The organism is Jiella marina (genome assembly GCF_024359545.1).
GTDB lineage: Bacteria > Pseudomonadota > Alphaproteobacteria > Rhizobiales > Rhizobiaceae > Jiella.
The window spans coordinates 124,581-142,780 of record NZ_JAKQZG010000010.1; the positions used below are offsets into that span (position 1 = coordinate 124,581).

Here is an 18,200-nt window from a genome sequence, read left to right on the forward strand (position 1 = left end):
ATGCCGAAGCGAAGGACCCTTCTTATCCTCGCCGTCTTCGCGGTCGCCGCGGGTGCGGGCTATTTCGGCTATCAGCAATATCAGCCGAGCGGGCTGCCGGACGGTTTCGCCACGAGCAACGGCCGGATCGAGGCTGTCGAGATCGACGTGGCCGCCAAAACGGCGGGGCGTATCGCCGAGATCGTCGTCGGCGAGGGCGACTATATCGAGGCCGGCCAGAAGCTCGCGACCATGGACATCGCCACCTTGCGGGCGCAGTTGCGCGAGGCCGAAGCCAATCTCGAACGGGCGAAGATCGGCGTCGAGACCGCCGAGGCGGAAGTGCGCCAGCAGGAGGCCCAGCGCGACGCGGCCGAGGCGCTGGTGGCCCAGCGACAGGCGGAACTCGGCTCGCTGGAAAAGGATCTTTCCCGCACGAGGGAGCTCGTCCAGCGTGGCACCACCTCCCAGCAGCAACTCGACCAGAGCACCGCGGCCGTCGAGGGCGGCAAGGCGGCGCTCGGAGCAGCCCGGGCTCAGGTCGCCGCGGCGGAGGCCGCCATCACCCATGCGCGCTCGAGCGTCGTCGCTGCCCGTTCGCAGATCGCGGCCGCCGAGGCCACGAAGGAACGCATCCAGGCCGATATCGACGACTCCACCCTGCGTTCGCCGCGCGCCGGTCGAGTGCAATATCGTGTCGCCCAGCCGGGAGAAGTGGTTGGCGCCGGAGGTGCCGTCCTCAATCTCGTCGACCTGACCGACGTCTTCATGACCTTCTTCCTGCCGACGGACGCGGCGGGCCGCGTCGCGGTCGGCAGCGAGGTGCGGCTGGTGCTCGATGCGGCCCCGCAATACGTGATCCCCGCCCGCGTCACCTATGTCGCCGATGTTGCGCAGTTCACGCCGAAGACCGTCGAGACCGAGGAGGAGCGGCAGAAGCTCTCCTTTCGGGTGAAGGCGGGCGTCGATCCGGCCGTGTTGAAGCAATATGTCCGCTACGTGAAGACCGGCCTGCCGGGCGTCGCCTATGTCCGGCTCGACGACCGGGCGGCATGGCCGGACGACCTTGCCGTCCGTCTGCCCGATGAGTGACGAAGAGCCGGCGGAGCCGGGCACGGTCGCGCAGATGTCGGGCGTTTCGCTGGGTTACGGCAAGACGATCGCCCTCGACGACGTCACCCTGGCGTTTCCAGCGGGTCGCCTGATCGGCCTCGTCGGTCCGGACGGCGTCGGCAAGTCCAGCCTGCTGGCGCTTCTGGCCGGCGCGCGGGCTCTGCAGAAGGGGTCGATCGAGGTGCTTGGCGGCGACATTGCCAGCGCGCGCCATCGTCGGGCTGTCTGCCCCCGGATCGCCTACATGCCGCAAGGGCTTGGCAAGAACCTCTACCCCTCGCTCTCGGTCGAGGAGAACATCGCCTTCTTCAGCCGCCTGTTCGGCCAGGGCCCGCAGGAGCGGCGCCGGCGGATCGACCATCTGACCCGGAGCACGGGCCTTTTTCCCTTCAAGGACCGGTCGGCGGGCAAGCTCTCCGGTGGCATGAAGCAGAAGCTCGGGCTTTGCTGCGCGCTGATCCACGATCCGGACCTTCTGATCCTGGACGAGCCGACCACCGGCGTCGATCCTCTGTCGCGGCGCCAGTTCTGGGCGCTGATCGACGTGATCCGCCGCGAGCGCCCCGGCATGAGCGTCCTTGTGGCAACGGCCTATATGGAGGAGGCGGCGCGCTTCGACTGGCTGGTCGCGATGGATGCGGGAAAAGTGCTCGCCACCGGCAGCGCGACCGAGCTTCAGGCGAAGACAGGAACGACATCGCTCGAAGCCGCCTTCGTCGCTTTTCTGCCGGAGGCGAAACGCGAGGGTTACAGCCCCGTCGTGACCACCCCCTTCGAGCCGCGAGACGGCGGCCCGCCGGCGATCGAGGCCGACGGCCTCACAATGCGCTTCGGCGATTTCACCGCCGTCGACCATGTGAGCCTCAAGATCGAGCGCGGCGAGATCTTCGGCTTCCTGGGTTCGAACGGCTGCGGCAAGACCACGACCATGAAGATGCTGACCGGCCTTCTGCCGGCGAGCGAGGGCGAGGCCCGCCTCTTCGGCCGCCGTGTGGATCCGAAGGATCTGATGATCCGCCGCCGCGTCGGCTACATGTCCCAGGGCTTCTCGCTCTATGGCGAATTGACGGTGCGCCAGAACCTGTCGCTCCACGCCAATCTCTTTCACATTCCCGAAGGTGAGCTCGAGGCGCGGGTCGACGAGATGATCGCGCGGTTCGATCTGGCGGACTCGGCCGACGCCTACCCGGAAGCGCTGCCGCTCGGCCGCCGCCAGCGCCTGTCGCTCGCCGTGGCGCTCATCCATCGGCCGGAGATGCTGATCCTCGACGAACCCACATCGGGCGTCGATCCCGTCGCGCGGGATGGCTTCTGGCGGATTCTGATCGACCTTGCCCGCAAGGACGGGGTGACGATCTTTATTTCCACCCACTTCATGAACGAAGCCGAGCGCTGCGATCGCGTTTCGCTGATGCATGCCGGCCGCGTCCTGGTAACGGCGGACCAGCGGACATTGCCGGCCTCCCGCGGCGTCGCGACGCTGGAGGAAGCCTTCATCGGCTATCTGGAAGCGGCTTCGGGGGAAGCCGGCGGGGCACCCGAGTCGCTGCTGGACGACCAAGCCGATCGCTTGAGAGTAGCGGCTAAGAGCGACGCTTCGGCGGATCCGAGCGCTTTCGAGCGACTGAGCGGGCCGGAGGAGGCGCGTCCCTTGATCGAAGGCCACAGCTTTCCGGAAAAACGGCCGAAACCCCGCGCGTTCGATTTCCGTCGCATGCGCAGCTATGCCCGGCGCGAGGCCCTGGAGCTGCGGCGTGATCCGGTGCGGTTGACGATGGCGCTGATCGGCTGCGCGCTCCTGATGTTCGTGATGGGATACGGCATCAATCTCGACGTCCAGAACCTGACATTCGCGGTTCTCGATCGCGATCAGACGACGGTCAGCCGCGACTATACCCTGAACATCGCCGGCTCGGACTATTTCGACGAAAAGCCGCCGCTCGAAAGCTATCGTGAACTCGATCGCCGCATGCGCGCCGGCGAGATCGGGCTCGCCCTCGAAATCCCGCCGGGCTTTGCGCGCGACATCGCCCGCGGAAAGGACGTCGCCGTGGCCGCCTGGATCGACGGCGCGATGCCGAGCCGGGCGGAGACGATCAGCGGCTATGTCCAGGGCATGCATCTCAACTGGCTGGCCCGCAAGGCCCGCGAGTCCGGTCAGCCCGATGCCCTGGCGGGGCCCGCCGAGATCGAGATCCGCTATCGCTACAATCCGGATGTGAAGAGCCTGGTCGCGATGGTGCCGGCCATCATCCCGATGCTTCTGATGATGATCCCGTCCATGCTCGCGGCGCTCAGCGTCGTGCGCGAGAAGGAACTCGGCTCGATCGTCAATTTCTACGTCACGCCGACGACGCGGCTCGAATTCCTGATCGGCAAGCAATTGCCCTATGTCGCGATCGCGACGTTCAGTTTCGTGCTTCTTGCGGTGCTCGCCGTCTTCTTCTTCGCTGTGCCGCTCAAGGGCAGTTTCACGACCCTGCTCGTCGCGGCGATCGTCTACGGGGCCGCCGCGACGGCGATGGGGCTTCTGATCTCGAGTTTCATGAAGAGCCAGATCGCCGCGATCTTCGGTACCGCGATCCTGACGCTTCTGCCGGCGCAAAGCTTTTCCGGCATGATCGACCCCGTCTCGTCCCTGGAAGGCTTCGGCCGCGTCGTCGGCGAGATGTACCCGACCACCTATTTCCTCACCATCACGCGCGGCGTGTTTTCCAAGGCGCTCGGATTTGGCGATCTTGCCGGACAGTTTCTCCCTCTGATCCTCGCCGTGCCCGTTCTCCTCGGCCTGTCCGCGGCGTTCCTCAAGAAGCAGGAGCGGTGAGACATGTCGGCAAGCCTCGCCAACATCTTTCATCTCGGCATCAAGGAACTGCGCAGCCTCTGGCGCGATCCGGTTCTGCTGATCTTCGTCCTCTATGCTTTCAGCCTGGCGATCTATTCGACTGCGACGTCCATTCCGGGAACTCTCAACCGGGCGCCGATCTCGATCGTCGATCACGACCGCTCGCAACTCTCGACACGGATCCGGGCGGCGTTCTATCCACCGTTTTTCATCGAGCCCGTGCTGATCGACGAAAGCGAGATGGACCGACGGCTCGACGAGGGCCACGATACCTTCGCCCTGGTCATTCCGCCCGATTTCCAGAAGGACGTCCTCGCCGGGCACCGTCCGAGCGTGCAGTTGAATGTCGACGCGACCCGAATCTCCCAGGCCTTCGCCGGCTCGGGCTATGTCCAGTCGATCGTCTCGGGCGAGGTGGCGGCGTTTGCGCGGCGCTATCGTGCGGCCGAGGCTCTTCCCGTCGATCTGGCGCTGCGGGCGCGTTTCAATCCCGCCCTTGATCAATCCTGGTTCGGTGCGGTGGTGGAGGTCATTAACAATGTCACCATGTTCGCGATCATCCTGACCGGGGCCGCGCTGATCCGCGAGCGCGAGCATGGCACGATCGAGCACCTCCTGGTCATGCCGCTGACACCCTTCGAGATCATGGCCAGCAAGATCTGGTCGATGGGCCTCGTCGTGCTCGTGGCCTGCGCCTTCTCGATCCTGTTGGTGGTGAGGGAACTGCTCTCGGTTTCGATCGGAGGCTCGATCCCCCTGTTTATCTTCGGCACGATGCTCCATCTTTTCGCGGCATCGTCGATGGGGATATTCCTGGCGACCCTCGCCCGCACGATGCCGCAACTCGGTCTGCTCATCATTCTCGTCCTCCTGCCGCTGCAGATGCTGTCCGGCGGCATGACGCCCATGGAAAGCATGCCGGAGGCGGTGCGGATCCTGATGTTCGCGGCCCCGACGACACACTTCGTCTCGCTCGGCCAGGCGATCCTGTTTCGCGGCGCCGGCATCGGCGAGGTCTGGCCGCAACTCGTCGCGATCACGATCATCGGCGCCGTCCTGTTCGCGGCCGCGCTGATGCGCTTCCGCGCTTCGATCGGCGCGATGGCTTGAGTTTTTGGCCGGAAGGTTCGATGCTGCACTGCAGAAACGGAGATCGGCGGCTCGGGTCTTTGACCCGCATCAAGGCGGCAAGAGCCTCCCGATGCTGATGTCCGATGCCTGTTGGATGGAGGCGGCGACGGGGTGGCGCTCTCGCATATTCTGGCGCAGGCGTGCCCCGCGCCCCAGCGAATTGACGAGGACCTCAACATGATCCAGCCGCCCGGCACCCCCACCGGCAAGGCGACCGGATCGTCTCGGGACACCGCCTGGCATGGGCTCGTGGTCGACGCCGTGATGACCCGGCTCGAAAGCTCCCCCGACGGCCTTTCCAATTCTGAAGCCGAGCGTCGGCTGGCGCTCTTCGGGCCGAACGCGCTGCCCCAGCCGCCCGCCCGGTCGATCGCCGCGATCATCCTGTCGCAACTGAAGAGCCCGCTGATCTATCTGCTGCTGGCGGCGGCGGCGGTCTCCTTCCTGCTCGGCGAATATGACGATGCCGGCTTCATCTTCCTCGTGCTGACGATCAACACGGCGGTCGGGGCAACGCAGGAATGGCGGGCCGAGGCGAACACGGCAGCGCTCCGCTCGGCGATCACCACCGTGGCGCGGGTTCTCCGAAACGGCACCGTGCGGCGCCTGGACTCGCACCAGCTTGTGCCGGGCGACGTCGTGCTCCTCGAAGGCGGCGACCGGATCCCGGCCGACCTGCGCCTTTTGGAGGCGAACGAGGTCCAAGCCGACGAATCCTCGCTCACCGGCGAGTCTTTGCCCGTAGACAAGGCCGCCGGCGAAGCCCTGCCGGAGGACACGCCGCTTGCCGAGCGGCTGACCATGCTGCACGCCGGCTCCACATTGCAGCGCGGCCGCGCCCGGGCCCTGGTCGTGGCGACCGGAAGCCATACGGAACTCGGCGCCATCGCCGGCGCGCTCAAGAGCCCGGCCGCCGCACCGCCACTGACGCGGCGGCTCGACCGGTTCGCGCGCATGCTCGGCCTGGTCTCGCTCGTTCTCGTCGGCGCCGTCATGGCGCTCCAGCTCAGCCTCGGCGAGTCGCTTTCGGAGACCTTTTTCGTGGCGATTGCGCTGGCCGTCGCGATCATCCCGGAAGGGCTTCCCGTCGCGGTGACGATCGCGCTCTCGATCGCCACCCGGCGTATGGCGCTGCGCAACGTCATCGTGCGGCATCTGCCAGCGGTGGAGGGGCTTGGCGCCTGCACGGTGGTGGCCACCGACAAGACCGGGACGCTGACGATGAACCAGCTCACCGCCAAGCGGCTCTGGCTGCCGGACCATGGTTTCGTCGAGGTCGAGGGGGCGGGCTTCGAGACCAGCGCAAGGCTGCATCAGGAGGGGCAGGGCTTGAGCGATACCGCGCATGGGGCGGTGCGCTCCCTCGCGCGCTCGGCCGCGCTCTGCAACGACGCCGATTTCGATCCCGATGGGGGCAAGGAAGGTCGCAGCGGCGACGCGGTCGATCTCGCCTTCCTGGTGCTCGCGCTCAAGACCGGCCTGGATACGGGCGTTCTGCGCAAGACCGCGCGCCGGATTGCCGATCTGCCATTCTCGGCGGAACGCAAATATGCCGCCAGCCTGCACGATCACGGCGACGGCCATATCCTCCACATCAAGGGATCGGCGGAAGTCATCGTGCCGCTTTGCGACCACGTCGACGGCGAAAACGTGCTGCAACTGGCCGACGAGATGGCGAGCCGCGGCTACCGGGTCCTCGCGGTGGCGGCGAAACCCGTGGGAGCGGCCGACGATCCGGCGGGCCGCCGGGCGTTGGACGGAGATCTTCAGGGGCTGATACTGCTCGGCCTCGTCGGCTTCATCGATCCGCTGCGACCCGAGGCGAAACAGGCCGTCGCCGAGTGCCGCCGCGCGGGCGTGGCGGTGAAGATGATCACCGGCGACCACGCTGCGACCGCCTTCGCCATCGCCCGCGAACTTGGCATCGCCGAAAGGCCGGAGGAGGTCGTCACCGGTCGCGAGGTCGCCGCCGACGACAGCGGAAGCAGCGCACGGGTCGCAGGTGCAAGTGTCTTTGCCCGGGTCGAACCGGCCCACAAGGTGCGGATCGTCGAGGCGCTGAAACGCGCGGGCCATGTGGTCGCCATGACCGGCGACGGGGTCAATGACGCGCCCGCTCTGCATCGCGCCGATCTCGGCGTGGCCATGGGCCGGGACGGCACGGATGCGGCCCGCGACGCGGCCGACCTCGTTCTCGCCGACGACAATTTCGCCTCGATCGTCGCCGGCATCGAGGAAGGCCGGGCGGCCTACGCGAACATCCGCAAGGTCATCTATCTCCTGGTCGCGACGGGGGCGGCGGAAGCCCTGATCTTCCTTCTGGCGCTGGCCACCGGCCTGCCGCTCCCGCTGACAGCGGTCCAGCTCCTCTGGCTGAACCTGGTGACCAACGGCGTGCAGGACGTGGCCCTCGCGGCGGAGGGGTCGGAGAAGGGACTCCTCGACCGGCGGCCCCGGCCGCCGCGGGAACCGGTCTTCGACAGGCTGATGATCCGCGAGACGTTGCTCGCCGGTGCCGTGATGGGGCTCGTCTCGACGGCGGCCTTCGCCTGGATGATCGCGCAGGGCATGAGCGAGTCCGATGCGCGCAACACGCTGCTGTTCCTGATGGTCGCCTTCATGAACGTGCATGTCTTCAATTGCCGGTCCGAGACGCGCTCCACCTTCCGGATCCCGCTCTCGAACAACTGGCCGCTGATGGCGGCGATCGTCGGCGCGCAGGCCGTTCATATCGGTGCCGCCTTTACGCCGGGTCTGAGCGATGTCCTCGAACTGGAGCCGCTGCCCTGGAGCGAATGGCTGATGCTGATTCCGCTGGCGCTCACCGTCCTCCTCGTCATGGAAGCCGACAAATGGCTCCGATCGCGACGGTCGAGCCGTCCCGAAAGGCGCTCCCGTGAGCTTCGGAGCGCCTGAGAGATCGGCGAAATGCCGTCAGTCGATGGCAGTCTGTCGGCCGAGTGGGAGAACCAGGGCCTCGATGCGGTCACGGCCGGCGGCAACGAAGCGGCGCGCAGGGCCGGAGCGTGTCTCCGGCGCCAAGGCGAAACTGCCCCAGTGAATGCCGATGGCATGGCGCGCCCTGAGATCCTCGGCGATGCGGACCGCCTCTTCGGGGCTGGCATGCTCCTCGCGAACCAGATAATCCGGCTCGGAGGCGCCGATCGGGACGAGAACGAGATCATAGGGTCCGCGCTGGCGGCCGATCTCGGCAAAGACCGATCCGTACCCGGTATCGCCGATGAAGAGCACCCGTCGGTCGCGCGAGCGGATCTCCCAGGAGAAGGCCTTGCCGTCGGGGATGCCCAGAAGGTTGCGCTTGGTCGCATGGATGGCGGGAAGGGCTGTCACCGTCAGGCTGCCGAGCATGGCATTCTGGCCGAGCTTGAGCGGACCGACGCGCGTGAAGCCGGCATCCCGGCCGTAATGGCCGAGGCCTTCGGGCAGGATGATCGTGGCTTGCGGAAATCGCCGCGCGATCGCCCGCAGCGACGGCATGTGCAGGTGATCGTAGTCGCCATGCGAAATCAGAACCGCATCGATCCGCGGCAGGGAACTCTCGGAAAGCAGCGGTTTGTGGAAGGCGTGGGGCAGCGGGCTCGCCAGATCGACCGGCGTGTCGAGGACCGGATCGGTCAGGATCGAGAGCCCTGCGATTTCTATCCGGGCGGTCGCATGGCCGTACCAGGTGAGGCGAAGGTCCGACTTTGCGCGCCCCACCCGGGCCTTGCCGTCAAACAGCCTTCTGTCCAGCCGCTGGTCGGTGTTCAGATAATTGCCGGTCGCGATCGCCAGATGGTGCAGCGGCAATGCGAGCGGCCGAAGCGCCGGCGGAAATGCCCCGCTCTCGGGGTCATCGCTTCCACGTGTCGCCAGACACCCGGCAAGCGCCAGGATCGTCAGCATCGCCAGAAGAACGGCGGGACCTGCGCTTCGCATCACACTCCCGTCGTCTTTGCGATATGGCACTCGAAGTGCCGCGTGCTGCCCAAGCGACAACGAAGCACCTCGGCCTTCGCGCCGCAAGCACCGTCAGCGACAGCCCTTGCGCCGTTCCCAGCGCTTGATCGCCTCGACCTGGCGTCGCTCGACCGGCCGCAGCTTCCCATAGGGCGGGAAGCAACCACGCCCGAACGTCCGGATCGCGCGACGGGATTCGAAGCAATAGCCCGCATCGGCATAGATCGCATTGCGGGCGTACCAGAGTTCGCCACAACTCATCGACCGGTAGCGCTGCGCCATCGCTTCGGATCCGCCGAAGGCGAGGATCATCGTCATTGCGGCTGCGCCAAGGCCAAGGATGCGCGTTCTTTTCTCGATCATGGCTGAGACCTCCCTGGGTTCATGGAGCCCGGGAGTCTAGCGGCGGCCGCGGTCGGGTGATTGACGAAAATCAATTGCGGAAACTTGCAACCTTGCTGATCCGTCATCGCCGAAGGTGTGAGACGGCGAACGATCTCACGACGGGACCACCCTCGCGCTTTGCGCCTTCGACGCGAGGTCCGGCGCCGGGGAAAAGGTCCGGAAGTGCCGCCCGATACTCAAGGCATATGATATATCGGGCAAGTGATATGGCTTGGCTCAGGGCACCAGGACGGCGGCTCCCTGGAAACGCCCGGCGCGCAGGTCGGCCAGCGCGGCATTGGCCGCACTCAGGGGATAGACCGTGGTCGTCGTCTTCACCCCCGCCTGCGGAGCGACGGCGAGGAATTCCCTTGCATCCTCGCGGGTCAGGTTCGCCACCGAGACGATCGAGCGCTCCTCCCAGAGATCGCGATAGGGAAATTGCGGGATGTCGCTCATGTGGATGCCGCCGCAGACGACCCGACCGCCCTTGCGCACGGCCTTCAGCGCAGCCGGCACCAGCGCGCCGACGGGGGCGAACAGGATCGTCGCGTCCAGAGGTTTGGGGGGCGCTTCCTCGGATCCGCCCGCCCAGGCGCAGCCGAGCGAAAGAGCGTGGCGTTGCGCGGCCTCGTCGCCGGGACGGGTGAAGGCGAAAACCTCGCGCTCCTGCCAGACGCAGACCTGGGCGATGATATGGGCGGCCGCCCCGAAACCATAGAGGCCGATGCGCTTCGCGTCGCCGGCCATCTTCAACGAACGCCAGCCGATCAGACCGGCGCACATCAGGGGCGCGGCGGCGACCGGATCGTCGAAATCCGGCATGGCGAAGGCAAAGGCGGCGTCGGCCACGACATGGGTCGCAAAACCGCCGTCGCGGGTGTAGCCGGTGAACAGGGGATGATCGCAGAGATTCTCGCGACCTTCGACGCAATAGGGGCAGGCCCCGCAGGTGTGGCCGAGCCAGGGCACGCCGACGCGGGTTCCAAGCGTCGGCGCCGACACGCCTTCGCCCAGCGCTTCGACGATCCCGACGATCTCGTGGCCCGGCACGATCGGCAGGTTCGGATCGGGCAGATCGCCGTCGACCACGTGAAGATCAGTGCGGCAGACGGCGCAGGCTTCCATGCGGACGAGAATTTCGCCGGGGCCGGGTGTGGGGTCAGGTCGCTCCTCGAACTGCAGCGGCCGACCGATCTCGTGGAGCACCATGGCATGCATGTCGAACCTCGTTTGCAACGAGCAGGCTGGATGGGGTCTCCCCGGTCGAACCGACTTCGGGGCGATTCGTCCCCTGGAGACGCGGGGTCCTGCGGGCAAGACACGCCGGAAGGGAACCGGGTGTGGACAATAATTGGGCCATCCGGGGCGAGATTTGATCCCGATCAAAGTGGGTCGCTTCGAACGGGGGCTTGATGGGGTCGTCCTGGCGTTGGGGCGATCCTTCGAACCATCGCCCCGCGTCAAAACATCAACCGACCTGACGTGGCTTCGATCGGGTCAAACGATCGCGTCAGGCCATTTTGGACAGGAGATGCATCATGGCCGACAATACCACCCAGCTTCCGGTGAAGACCGAGACCAAAGCGCCTGAAACCAGCGGACCGCGCGCCTGGTCGCCCTTTGAGAGCCTGCGCGGCGAAATGGACCGGCTGTTCGACATGTTCGGCGGTCGCTCGCGCGGTGCCCTCTCGCGCCCCGGCTTCGAATTCGATTTCGGCTTTCCCCGGGACATGATGTTCGGCTCCGGTTCCCCGGCGGTCGACGTCGCGGAAAAGGAAACCGAATACGAGATCACCGCCGAACTCCCCGGCCTCGACGAGAAGGATGTCGAGGTGAAGATCGCCAATGGCGCGCTGACCATCAAGGGCGAGAAGAAGGCCGAGAAGGAGGAAAAGCAGAAGGACTATTATCTGTCCGAGCGGCGCTATGGCTCCTTCGTCAGGTCCTTCGCGCTGCCCAAGGGCGTCGATCAGGACAAGATCGCGGCGCATTTCGCCAAGGGCGTTCTGACGGTCACCCTGCCCAAGACGCCAGAAGCAAAGGCCGAGGAAAAGACGATCGCGATCAAGGCTGCCTGATCGGGACGTCGCATCGGCCGCCGGACGTCTTTCAGCCCCAATGACGTCCGGCACCCCCACACCTGAAACCCGGCGGCCGATTGCCCCGGATCGAGGATAGCGCGATGGCGGAGGATACGTCTTCCAACCGCAAGCATGACGTGACCATGTGGTACGTCTTCGCCGCGATGATGGCGATCCTGGCCCTGCAATGGGCCTGGCAGACCTATTCGCAGGTCGAGACGATACCCTACAGCCGTTTCGAACAACTCCTCGATCAGGACAAGGTCGCCGAGGTTTCGGTCGGAGACGACCGGATCCAGGGAACGCTGAAGGTCCCGCTGGCGAGCGGCAAGTCGGAGTTCGTCACGGTTCGTGTCGACCCGGCGATTGCCGAAAAGCTCGCGGCCCACGACGTCACGGCAACGGGCATCGGCTCGGGCGGCTTCATAGCGACAATCCTGTCCTGGGTGCTGCCGATCTTCGTCTTCTACATGATCTGGGCCTTCGCCTTTCGACGCATGGCGAGCGGACCGGGCCTCGGTGGCGGTCTGATGTCGATCGGCAAGTCGCGCGCCAAGGTCTATGTGGAGAAGGATACGAAGGTCACCTTTTCCGACGTCGCCGGTGTCGAGGACGCCAAGGCGGAACTGGCCGAGGTCGTGGCCTTCCTGAAGGATTCCGGCACCTATGGGCGACTGGGCGCGCGCGTGCCGAAGGGCATTCTGCTGGTCGGTCCGCCGGGCACCGGCAAGACGTTGCTGGCGCGGGCCGTGGCCGGCGAAGCCGGCGTGCCGTTCTTCTCGATCTCCGGCTCGGAGTTCGTGGAGATGTTCGTCGGTGTCGGGGCCGCGCGGGTTCGCGACCTTTTCGCCGAAGCACGTAAGGCGGCGCCCGCCATCATCTTCATCGATGAACTCGACGCGCTCGGGCGCAGCCGGGCGGCGGGCGGCAATCTCGGCGGCTTCGACGAGAAGGAGCAGACCCTGAACCAGCTTCTTGCAGAACTGGACGGTTTCGACCCGTCCGTCGGCGTCATCCTGCTGGCGGCCACCAACCGGCCGGAGATCCTCGATCCCGCTCTCCTGCGCGCCGGCCGGTTCGACCGGCAGGTGCTCGTCGACCGGCCGGACCAGGCCGGACGGCTGGCGATCCTGAAGGTTCATGTCAAGAAGATCGTCATCGACGAGACCGTGCAACTGGAAACGGTCGCGGGTCTCACCACCGGCTTCACCGGCGCAGACCTCGCCAATCTGGTCAACGAGGCAGCCATCGCCGCGACCCGCCGCGATGGCGATGCGGTCACGCTTGCCGATTTCACGGCCGCAATCGAACGCATCGTCGCCGGCATCGAGAAGAAGAGCCGTATCCTCGGGCCCGCTGAGAGGCGCCGCGTCGCCTATCACGAGATGGGCCACGCGCTGGTGGCGGCGGGTCTTCCCGGGGTCGATCCCGTCGAGAAGGTCTCGATCGTTCCGCGCGGGGTCGGTGCTCTGGGGTACACCATGCAGCGCCCGACCGAGGATCGCTTCCTGCTCGCGACGAGCGAACTGAAGAACCGCATCGCCGTCCTGATGGGCGGCCGGGCGGCGGAGGCGCTGATTTTCGACGGCGACGTGTCGACCGGAGCGGCCGACGACCTGCAGCGCGCCACCGACGTCGCGACCGAGATGGCCGTCAAATACGGCATGAGCGAAACGCTCGGCCAGCGCACCTACAGCCGTACCGTCCAGACCTTTCTCGCCGCGCCCGCGGACAAATCCTTCGAGGCTTCCGACGAGACCGGACGGGAGATCGACGTCGCGGTTCGCGAGACGATCGAGGAGGCGGCACAGCGGGCGAGAGCCATTCTTGTCCGCAAGCGCGCCGATCTCGAGGCCGGGGTCGAGATGCTGTTGCGGCATGAGACGTTGACCGCCGCGGAATTCCCACCGCTGCGCGGCAATACGGGATCCCGGAACGAGGAAAGACCCAGGACGACCGTGACGGCCGCCTGAGTGCAAGGCAAGACTTCCGTGCCATTCGGGCGCAGAACTTGAGGAGGATATCGAGCATGCCAAAGTCTCCGACCACCGCATTCTTTGACGATCTGCCGCAGCCATCCGAACTGGTCTTCATCGACTATCAGGCCTGGCATCTTCCCATGCATCTTGCCGCCGGGTTCGCCCAGGGTGCAGCGAGCCTGTTCCTGGCGGGGCTCGACTTCTGGGCCCATCGGCTCACCGAGGACCGGAAGACGCTTCAGGGGCTGATGGCCTGTTGGGACTTCGAGGCGGCCGAGCGATTGCAGCGCGACTGGCTGGAGACGGCCGTCAGGCATTATGGCGGAGTGAACGAGACGGTCTCGAATGTGACGCAACAGGCTACGGGCCGTCTCGCCGAAGACCTCAACGATGTCTGGATGCTGCCGGCTGTCAGTCCTGTAAAGGACGAGGCTTCGCCGAAGAAATAGTGCTGGGTCGTTCGACCGGGGCTATGAGAGCCGCCCGACCGGCGCCGTGAGAAGAGTGATCCCGAAGGATCACTCGTCGGCGCTGGCGAGGACACGAGGATCTTGGCGCTTCTGGGGCAGGCGCAGGCTTGCGAACCGAGGCGCCCGCCGATTGCCCCCATGTCGATCAGTCTCGGTCCTTGCCTTCGGCAAACTGCTCCCAGGCAGCCATGGCATGGGCCGAATACATGAGCGACGGCCCACCACCCATATAGACTGCCACGCCGAGCGCTTCCTCGAATTCCGTCTTGGTCGCTCCAAGCTTGATCAGCGCGTCCGTATGGAAGCCGATGCAACCGTCGCAGCGCGTTGCGATTGCGATGCCGAGCGCGATCAGTTCCTTGGTTTTCCTGTCGAGTGCGCCGGCGGCCGTCGCGGTCGAGCCGAGCGTCGAGAACGCATGCATCGTATCGGGAATGTCCCGCCGCAAGGTGCGGGTGTGGGATGAGATGTCCCTGGTGACATCGGGATAATAGGTGCTCATCGGGTTCTTTCGCTGAAAGGTCGTTCGACAGATGAATGCGGGCCAGAAGCCGACGGCGGGTCCGGTTCTGAGCGCACCCGCCTTTTGTCGCGTTTGGTGGAGGCTTGGCGTTGACCGGGATCAAGTCTGCGGGGAGTCTGGGGCCGATCGCCCTGTCGAGCGGAGCGCGACTTGATCCCGATCAAGGTCGGCTTGGTGGGCCGAATTAGAATGCAGCGCAGCATTCTCTCATCAGGGACGGTCCCTGCCTTTCGTCGGGCAAGGGGCCGGGTCGCGTCGCGATGCCGGAAGAGTTCGAAACGGGTGAAGTCGTTGCCGTTAGAGGCGCGGTGGTCGATGTGCGCTTTTCGACGGACCGACTGCCGCCGATCGACAGCGCGCTGACGATCGAGGCGGAGGACATCGCGAGCGGGGATGTTCTGAATGGGCACGCGAACGGCGAGCCCCTGGTGCTCGAGGTTCACAGCCATCTCGACACGCGGACCGTGCGTGCGGTGGCGCTGCAGGCGACGGCGGGGCTGAAGCGTCATGTCGCGGCCCGCGCAACAGGCCGGCCGGTCACGGTGCCCGTCGGCGACGCCGTGCTCGGACGGCTTCTCGACGTGCGCGGCGCGGTGCGCGACAAGGGGGAGGTGCTTTCGGCCGATACACCGCGGCGCGGCATTCACAATCCCCCACCACCGTTGATCCAGTCCGAATCCGGCGCCGGCGGCGGTCTGTTCGAGACCGGGATCAAGGTGATCGACTTCTTCGCGCCGCTCTCGCAAGGGGGCAAGGCCGCGATGTTCGGCGGCGCGGGCGTCGGCAAGACCGTGCTGGTGATGGAACTGATCCACGCCATGGTCGAGAAGTATCGCGGCATCTCGGTCTTCGCCGGGATCGGCGAGCGTTCCCGCGAGGGCCATGAGCTCCTGACCGAGATGGACCGTTCCGGCGTCCTGCCGCGCACCGTCCTCGTCTACGGCCAGATGAACGAGCCGCCGGGCGCGCGCTGGCGCGTGCCGATGACGGCCCTGTCGATCGCCGAGCATTTTCGCGACGAGAAGCACCAGAACGTGCTCCTGCTGATGGACAACGTCTTCCGCTTCCTCCAGGCGGGCGCGGAGATTTCGAGCCTTCTCGGCCGGCTGCCATCGCGGGTCGGCTATCAGCCGACGCTGGCCAGCGAGGTGGCGGCTCTTGAGGAGCGGATCGCCTCCGCCTCGGGAGCCGCCGTCACGGCGATTCAGGCGGTCTACGTGCCTGCCGACGATTTCACCGACCCGGCCGTGACCGCGATTTCGAGCCATATGGACAGTGTCATCATCTTGTCCCGGGCGCTGGCGGCGGAGGGGTTCTATCCGGCCGTCGATCCACTCGCCTCGTCCTCGGTGCTGCTTGATCCCGGCATCGTCGGCGACGAGCACTATCGCCTCGCCGAGCGCGCCCGCCAGGCACTCGCCCGGTTCAAGGAACTGCAGGACATCATCGCGCTTCTGGGCGTCGAGGAACTGGGACCGGAGGATCGGCTGACCGTGCGCCGCGCCCGCCGACTGCAGCGCTTCTTCAGCCAGCCCTTCGTCGTGACGGAAGCCTTTACCGGCATGGCAGGGCAGAGCGTGAGTCGTGCCGACACGCTGAAGGGGGTGGAAGCCATTCTCGACGGCGATGCCGATGGGTGGGCGGAAGACTCCCTCTATATGATCGGCACGCTGGACGACGCTGCGCAGAAGGACGCCGCATCGAAAGCCGCGGGGAGCAGGAAGGACGCGGCGGCATGAAGCTGATGATCGTCACACCGCTGTCGGTGGCCGTGGAGGAGGAGGGCGTCGCCGCGATCCGGGCGGAGGATGGTTCGGGCTCCTTCGGCATCTTGCCCGGCCATGCGGATTTCCTGACCGCTTTGTCGCTGTCTGTGGTGAGTTGGACGAGCCGGGACGGCAAGCGCCATCACTGCGCCATTCGCAAGGGTGTCCTGAGCGTCGAGCAGGGGGCCCGGGTCAAGATCGCCACGCGCGAGGCGATCCTCGGCGATGATCTGGCCACCCTTCACGAAACGGTCCTTGCCCGCTTCGAAGCCGATCTCGAGAACGAGCGCCGCGAGCGCGTCGAGGCGACCCGGCTGGAACTGGCCGCAATCCGCCAGATCATGCGTCATGTTCGCTCCGAATTCGGCTCGCAAGCGGGCGCCAACGGGGCGGAGCCATGACCGAAACGCACGAGAGCCCCCGAAACGCTTCGCAGGACAAGCCCACTCACCCCAAACCCGCGGATCGCCTGGCGGAGTCTGTGGAGATCCGGGCGGAGCGTCATCGCCAGTGGACGGAGAAGGGTGAGCCCGCCATCGCCCATCGCCTCGCGCAGATTGGCGTTCTTGGCTGGATGGTGGTGACGCCGATGTTGATCGGTCTGTTTGTCGGCCGCTGGCTGGATCAGGCTCTCGGCTCGCGCCTCACCTTCGCCGGCGCGCTCCTAATGGTCGGGACCGGCCTCGGCGCGTGGTCGGCGTGGAAATGGATGAACCGGACATGAATCTCTCCCTTGCGCTTCCAGCCTGGCCGCTGGTTCTGGCCCTGCCCTTCTGTCTCCTGAGCGGCGTCCTCCTGGGCGTCCGGCATTTCGGGGCGCTATGGCGGCAGGCTCAGGCGCTCGCGACCGGCGATCGCCCGAAACGCGCGGCCGGCCTCGCCGTTCTGCGCTTTCTCGGGCTTGCGGGCAGTCTCGTCGCGGCGAGCCTGTTCGGGGCGCTGCCGCTGCTTGCCCTGGCGTTCGGCGTGCTGATCGGCCGCTCGGTGGTCATGCGCCGGGTGGAAAGGGCCGCGCCATGACCGCGCCGCTGACCACCGAGCCGCTCTTCACCTTCGGACCCGTTTCGATCAGCGCGCCCGTGGTCGTTACATGGGCGCTGATGGCGTTTCTCCTGGCTGGAAGCGTCCTCGCGACGCGGCGCCTTTCGCTGAAGCCCTCGACGCTGCAGGCGGCGCTCGAAATGGTGGTGGAGACCATCGACGGGCAGATCCGCGACATCATGCAGGCCGAGCCCGGACCCTATCGTGCCTTCATCGGGACGCTCTTCATCTACATTCTGCTTGCCAACTGGTCGTCGCTGATGCCGGGCGTCGAGCCGCCGACGGCCCATCTCGAGACCGACGCGGCACTGGCGCTGCTCGTCTTCCTCGCCGTCATCCTCTTCGGCATCCGAGCCAACGGACCGCTCGGATACCTGAAGAGCTTTGCGGCGCCGACCGTCCTGATGATCCCGCTGAATCTCGTCGAGACCATCACGCGCTCGCTGTCGCTCGTCGTGCGCCTCTTCGGCAACGTGATGAGCGGGGTCTTCGTCATCGGCATCGTCCTGTCGCTGGCCGGCCTCTTCGTGCCGATCCCGCTGATGGCCCTCGATCTGCTGACCGGGGCGGTCCAGGCCTACATCTTCGCCGTTCTTGCCGCCGTCTTCATCGCCGGCACCATTTCCGAAGGGCGGCCCCATGCCGCCGAAAATCTCCAGACATCCGAAAGGAAAACGCCATGAACTGGCTTGCCTTCGCCAGCATTTTGGGCGCCGCGCTCGCCGTCTCTTTCGGCGCCATCGGCCCGGCGCTTGCCGAGGGCCGCGCGGTCGCCTCCGCGCTCGATGCCATCGCCCGTCAGCCCGAAGCAGCTTCCACCATCTCGCGCACTCTCTTCGTCGGCCTCGCCATGATCGAGACGACCGCGATCTATTGTCTGGTGGTCGCGTTGCTTCTCCTCTTCGCCAACCCGTTCGTCTGAGCG

The 18,200-nt window shown here is 66.2% G+C and carries 17 protein-coding genes; 13 read left to right on the plus strand and 4 right to left on the minus strand.

Going from position 1 to position 18,200, the window contains the following annotated elements; genetic code table 11:
• The 4 genes from MF134_RS16965 (at window position 1) to MF134_RS16980 (ending at window position 7,984) form a co-directional block, all read left to right on the plus strand.
• Window positions 1–1,071 (plus strand): HlyD family secretion protein, encoded by a 1,071-nt coding sequence (locus MF134_RS16965; RefSeq protein WP_255340655.1) that lies wholly within the window; start codon window positions 1–3, stop codon window positions 1,069–1,071.
• Window positions 1,064–3,916 carry a ribosome-associated ATPase/putative transporter RbbA gene (gene rbbA / locus MF134_RS16970; protein WP_255340656.1) on the plus strand — a complete coding sequence of 951 codons (2,853 nt, stop codon included), beginning with the start codon at window positions 1,064–1,066 and terminating at the stop codon, window positions 3,914–3,916. Before MF134_RS16965 ends, rbbA begins: the two co-directional genes overlap by 8 nt.
• Window positions 3,917–3,919: 3 nt before the next feature.
• On the plus strand, window positions 3,920–5,047 hold the full coding sequence (locus MF134_RS16975; protein ID WP_255340657.1) for an ABC transporter permease: 1,128 nt from the start codon (window positions 3,920–3,922) through the stop codon (window positions 5,045–5,047).
• Window positions 5,048–5,245: 198 nt separating this feature from the next.
• Window positions 5,246–7,984, plus strand: coding sequence for a cation-translocating P-type ATPase (locus MF134_RS16980; RefSeq protein ID WP_255340658.1), 2,739 nt, complete (start codon window positions 5,246–5,248; stop codon window positions 7,982–7,984).
• 18 nt (window positions 7,985–8,002) lie between these two features.
• On the opposite strand, the gene MF134_RS16985 is transcribed toward MF134_RS16980, so the two are convergent.
• From MF134_RS16985 to MF134_RS16995, 3 genes are all read right to left on the minus strand, one after another.
• The gene (locus MF134_RS16985) at window positions 8,003–9,007 is read right to left on the minus strand and encodes an MBL fold metallo-hydrolase (protein ID WP_255340659.1); all 1,005 of its coding nucleotides are present in this window, start codon (window positions 9,005–9,007) and stop codon (window positions 8,003–8,005) included.
• 93 nt (window positions 9,008–9,100) lie between these two features.
• Window positions 9,101–9,391, minus strand: coding sequence for a YARHG domain-containing protein (locus MF134_RS16990; RefSeq protein WP_457590014.1), 291 nt, complete (start codon window positions 9,389–9,391; stop codon window positions 9,101–9,103).
• A gap of 258 nt (window positions 9,392–9,649) precedes the next feature.
• Complete coding sequence (locus tag MF134_RS16995) at window positions 9,650–10,633, minus strand: zinc-dependent alcohol dehydrogenase family protein (protein ID WP_255340660.1); 984 nt, start codon at window positions 10,631–10,633, stop codon at window positions 9,650–9,652.
• 320 nt (window positions 10,634–10,953) lie between these two features.
• On the opposite strand from MF134_RS16995, the gene MF134_RS17000 reads away from it, so the two are divergent.
• The 3 genes from MF134_RS17000 (at window position 10,954) to MF134_RS17010 (ending at window position 13,924) form a co-directional block, all read left to right on the plus strand.
• The gene (locus MF134_RS17000) at window positions 10,954–11,493 is read left to right on the plus strand and encodes an Hsp20/alpha crystallin family protein (RefSeq protein WP_255340661.1); all 540 of its coding nucleotides are present in this window, start codon (window positions 10,954–10,956) and stop codon (window positions 11,491–11,493) included.
• Between the two features lie 146 nt (window positions 11,494–11,639).
• Window positions 11,640–13,469 (plus strand): ATP-dependent zinc metalloprotease FtsH, encoded by a 1,830-nt coding sequence (gene ftsH, locus MF134_RS17005; RefSeq protein ID WP_457590019.1) that lies wholly within the window; start codon window positions 11,640–11,642, stop codon window positions 13,467–13,469.
• Between the two features lie 56 nt (window positions 13,470–13,525).
• Window positions 13,526–13,924: a hypothetical protein gene (locus MF134_RS17010; RefSeq protein WP_255340663.1), complete on the plus strand. Its 399-nt coding sequence runs from the start codon at window positions 13,526–13,528 to the stop codon at window positions 13,922–13,924.
• Window positions 13,925–14,090: 166 nt separating this feature from the next.
• Here MF134_RS17010 and MF134_RS17015 read toward each other — a convergent pair whose 3' ends face one another.
• Window positions 14,091–14,447: a carboxymuconolactone decarboxylase family protein gene (locus MF134_RS17015; protein ID WP_255340664.1), complete on the minus strand. Its 357-nt coding sequence runs from the start codon at window positions 14,445–14,447 to the stop codon at window positions 14,091–14,093.
• A 281-nt stretch (window positions 14,448–14,728) separates the two neighbouring features.
• On the opposite strand from MF134_RS17015, the gene atpD reads away from it, so the two are divergent.
• Genes atpD through MF134_RS17045 form a run of 6 tightly spaced genes read left to right on the plus strand, consistent with a single transcriptional unit; the run spans window position 14,729 to window position 18,197 of the window.
• Window positions 14,729–16,207 (plus strand): F0F1 ATP synthase subunit beta, encoded by a 1,479-nt coding sequence (gene atpD, locus MF134_RS17020; RefSeq protein ID WP_255340665.1) that lies wholly within the window; start codon window positions 14,729–14,731, stop codon window positions 16,205–16,207.
• On the plus strand, window positions 16,204–16,635 hold the full coding sequence (locus MF134_RS17025; RefSeq protein WP_255340666.1) for a F0F1 ATP synthase subunit epsilon: 432 nt from the start codon (window positions 16,204–16,206) through the stop codon (window positions 16,633–16,635). Before atpD ends, MF134_RS17025 begins: the two co-directional genes overlap by 4 nt.
• Window positions 16,632–16,958 (plus strand): AtpZ/AtpI family protein, encoded by a 327-nt coding sequence (locus MF134_RS17030; protein ID WP_255340667.1) that lies wholly within the window; start codon window positions 16,632–16,634, stop codon window positions 16,956–16,958. Before MF134_RS17025 ends, MF134_RS17030 begins: the two co-directional genes overlap by 4 nt.
• Window positions 16,955–17,254: an N-ATPase subunit AtpR gene (locus MF134_RS17035; RefSeq protein WP_255340668.1), complete on the plus strand. Its 300-nt coding sequence runs from the start codon at window positions 16,955–16,957 to the stop codon at window positions 17,252–17,254. Before MF134_RS17030 ends, MF134_RS17035 begins: the two co-directional genes overlap by 4 nt.
• Window positions 17,251–17,958 carry a F0F1 ATP synthase subunit A gene (locus MF134_RS17040; RefSeq protein WP_255340669.1) on the plus strand — a complete coding sequence of 236 codons (708 nt, stop codon included), beginning with the start codon at window positions 17,251–17,253 and terminating at the stop codon, window positions 17,956–17,958. Before MF134_RS17035 ends, MF134_RS17040 begins: the two co-directional genes overlap by 4 nt.
• Window positions 17,955–18,197 carry a F0F1 ATP synthase subunit C gene (locus tag MF134_RS17045; protein ID WP_255340670.1) on the plus strand — a complete coding sequence of 81 codons (243 nt, stop codon included), beginning with the start codon at window positions 17,955–17,957 and terminating at the stop codon, window positions 18,195–18,197. Before MF134_RS17040 ends, MF134_RS17045 begins: the two co-directional genes overlap by 4 nt.
• The last annotated feature ends 3 nt before the right edge of the window (window positions 18,198–18,200 follow it).

Excerpts from the sequence above, each read along its gene's own strand:
- MF134_RS16965 (WP_255340655.1), top strand. The coding sequence starts at position 1 with ATGCCGAAGCGAAGGACCCTTCTTATCCTCGCCGTCTTCGCGGTCGCC.
- rbbA (WP_255340656.1), top strand. The coding sequence starts at position 1,064 with ATGAGTGACGAAGAGCCGGCGGAGCCGGGCACGGTCGCGCAGATGTCG.
- MF134_RS16975 (WP_255340657.1), top strand. The coding sequence starts at position 3,920 with ATGTCGGCAAGCCTCGCCAACATCTTTCATCTCGGCATCAAGGAACTG.
- MF134_RS16980 (WP_255340658.1), top strand. The coding sequence starts at position 5,246 with ATGATCCAGCCGCCCGGCACCCCCACCGGCAAGGCGACCGGATCGTCT.
- MF134_RS16985 (WP_255340659.1), bottom strand. The coding sequence starts at position 9,007 with ATGCGAAGCGCAGGTCCCGCCGTTCTTCTGGCGATGCTGACGATCCTG.
- MF134_RS16990 (WP_457590014.1), bottom strand. The coding sequence starts at position 9,391 with ATGATCGAGAAAAGAACGCGCATCCTTGGCCTTGGCGCAGCCGCAATG.
- MF134_RS16995 (WP_255340660.1), bottom strand. The coding sequence starts at position 10,633 with ATGCATGCCATGGTGCTCCACGAGATCGGTCGGCCGCTGCAGTTCGAG.
- MF134_RS17000 (WP_255340661.1), top strand. The coding sequence starts at position 10,954 with ATGGCCGACAATACCACCCAGCTTCCGGTGAAGACCGAGACCAAAGCG.
- ftsH (WP_457590019.1), top strand. The coding sequence starts at position 11,640 with ATGTGGTACGTCTTCGCCGCGATGATGGCGATCCTGGCCCTGCAATGG.
- MF134_RS17010 (WP_255340663.1), top strand. The coding sequence starts at position 13,526 with ATGCCAAAGTCTCCGACCACCGCATTCTTTGACGATCTGCCGCAGCCA.
- MF134_RS17015 (WP_255340664.1), bottom strand. The coding sequence starts at position 14,447 with ATGAGCACCTATTATCCCGATGTCACCAGGGACATCTCATCCCACACC.
- atpD (WP_255340665.1), top strand. The coding sequence starts at position 14,729 with ATGCCGGAAGAGTTCGAAACGGGTGAAGTCGTTGCCGTTAGAGGCGCG.
- MF134_RS17025 (WP_255340666.1), top strand. The coding sequence starts at position 16,204 with ATGAAGCTGATGATCGTCACACCGCTGTCGGTGGCCGTGGAGGAGGAG.
- MF134_RS17030 (WP_255340667.1), top strand. The coding sequence starts at position 16,632 with ATGACCGAAACGCACGAGAGCCCCCGAAACGCTTCGCAGGACAAGCCC.
- MF134_RS17035 (WP_255340668.1), top strand. The coding sequence starts at position 16,955 with ATGAATCTCTCCCTTGCGCTTCCAGCCTGGCCGCTGGTTCTGGCCCTG.
- MF134_RS17040 (WP_255340669.1), top strand. The coding sequence starts at position 17,251 with ATGACCGCGCCGCTGACCACCGAGCCGCTCTTCACCTTCGGACCCGTT.
- MF134_RS17045 (WP_255340670.1), top strand. The coding sequence starts at position 17,955 with ATGAACTGGCTTGCCTTCGCCAGCATTTTGGGCGCCGCGCTCGCCGTC.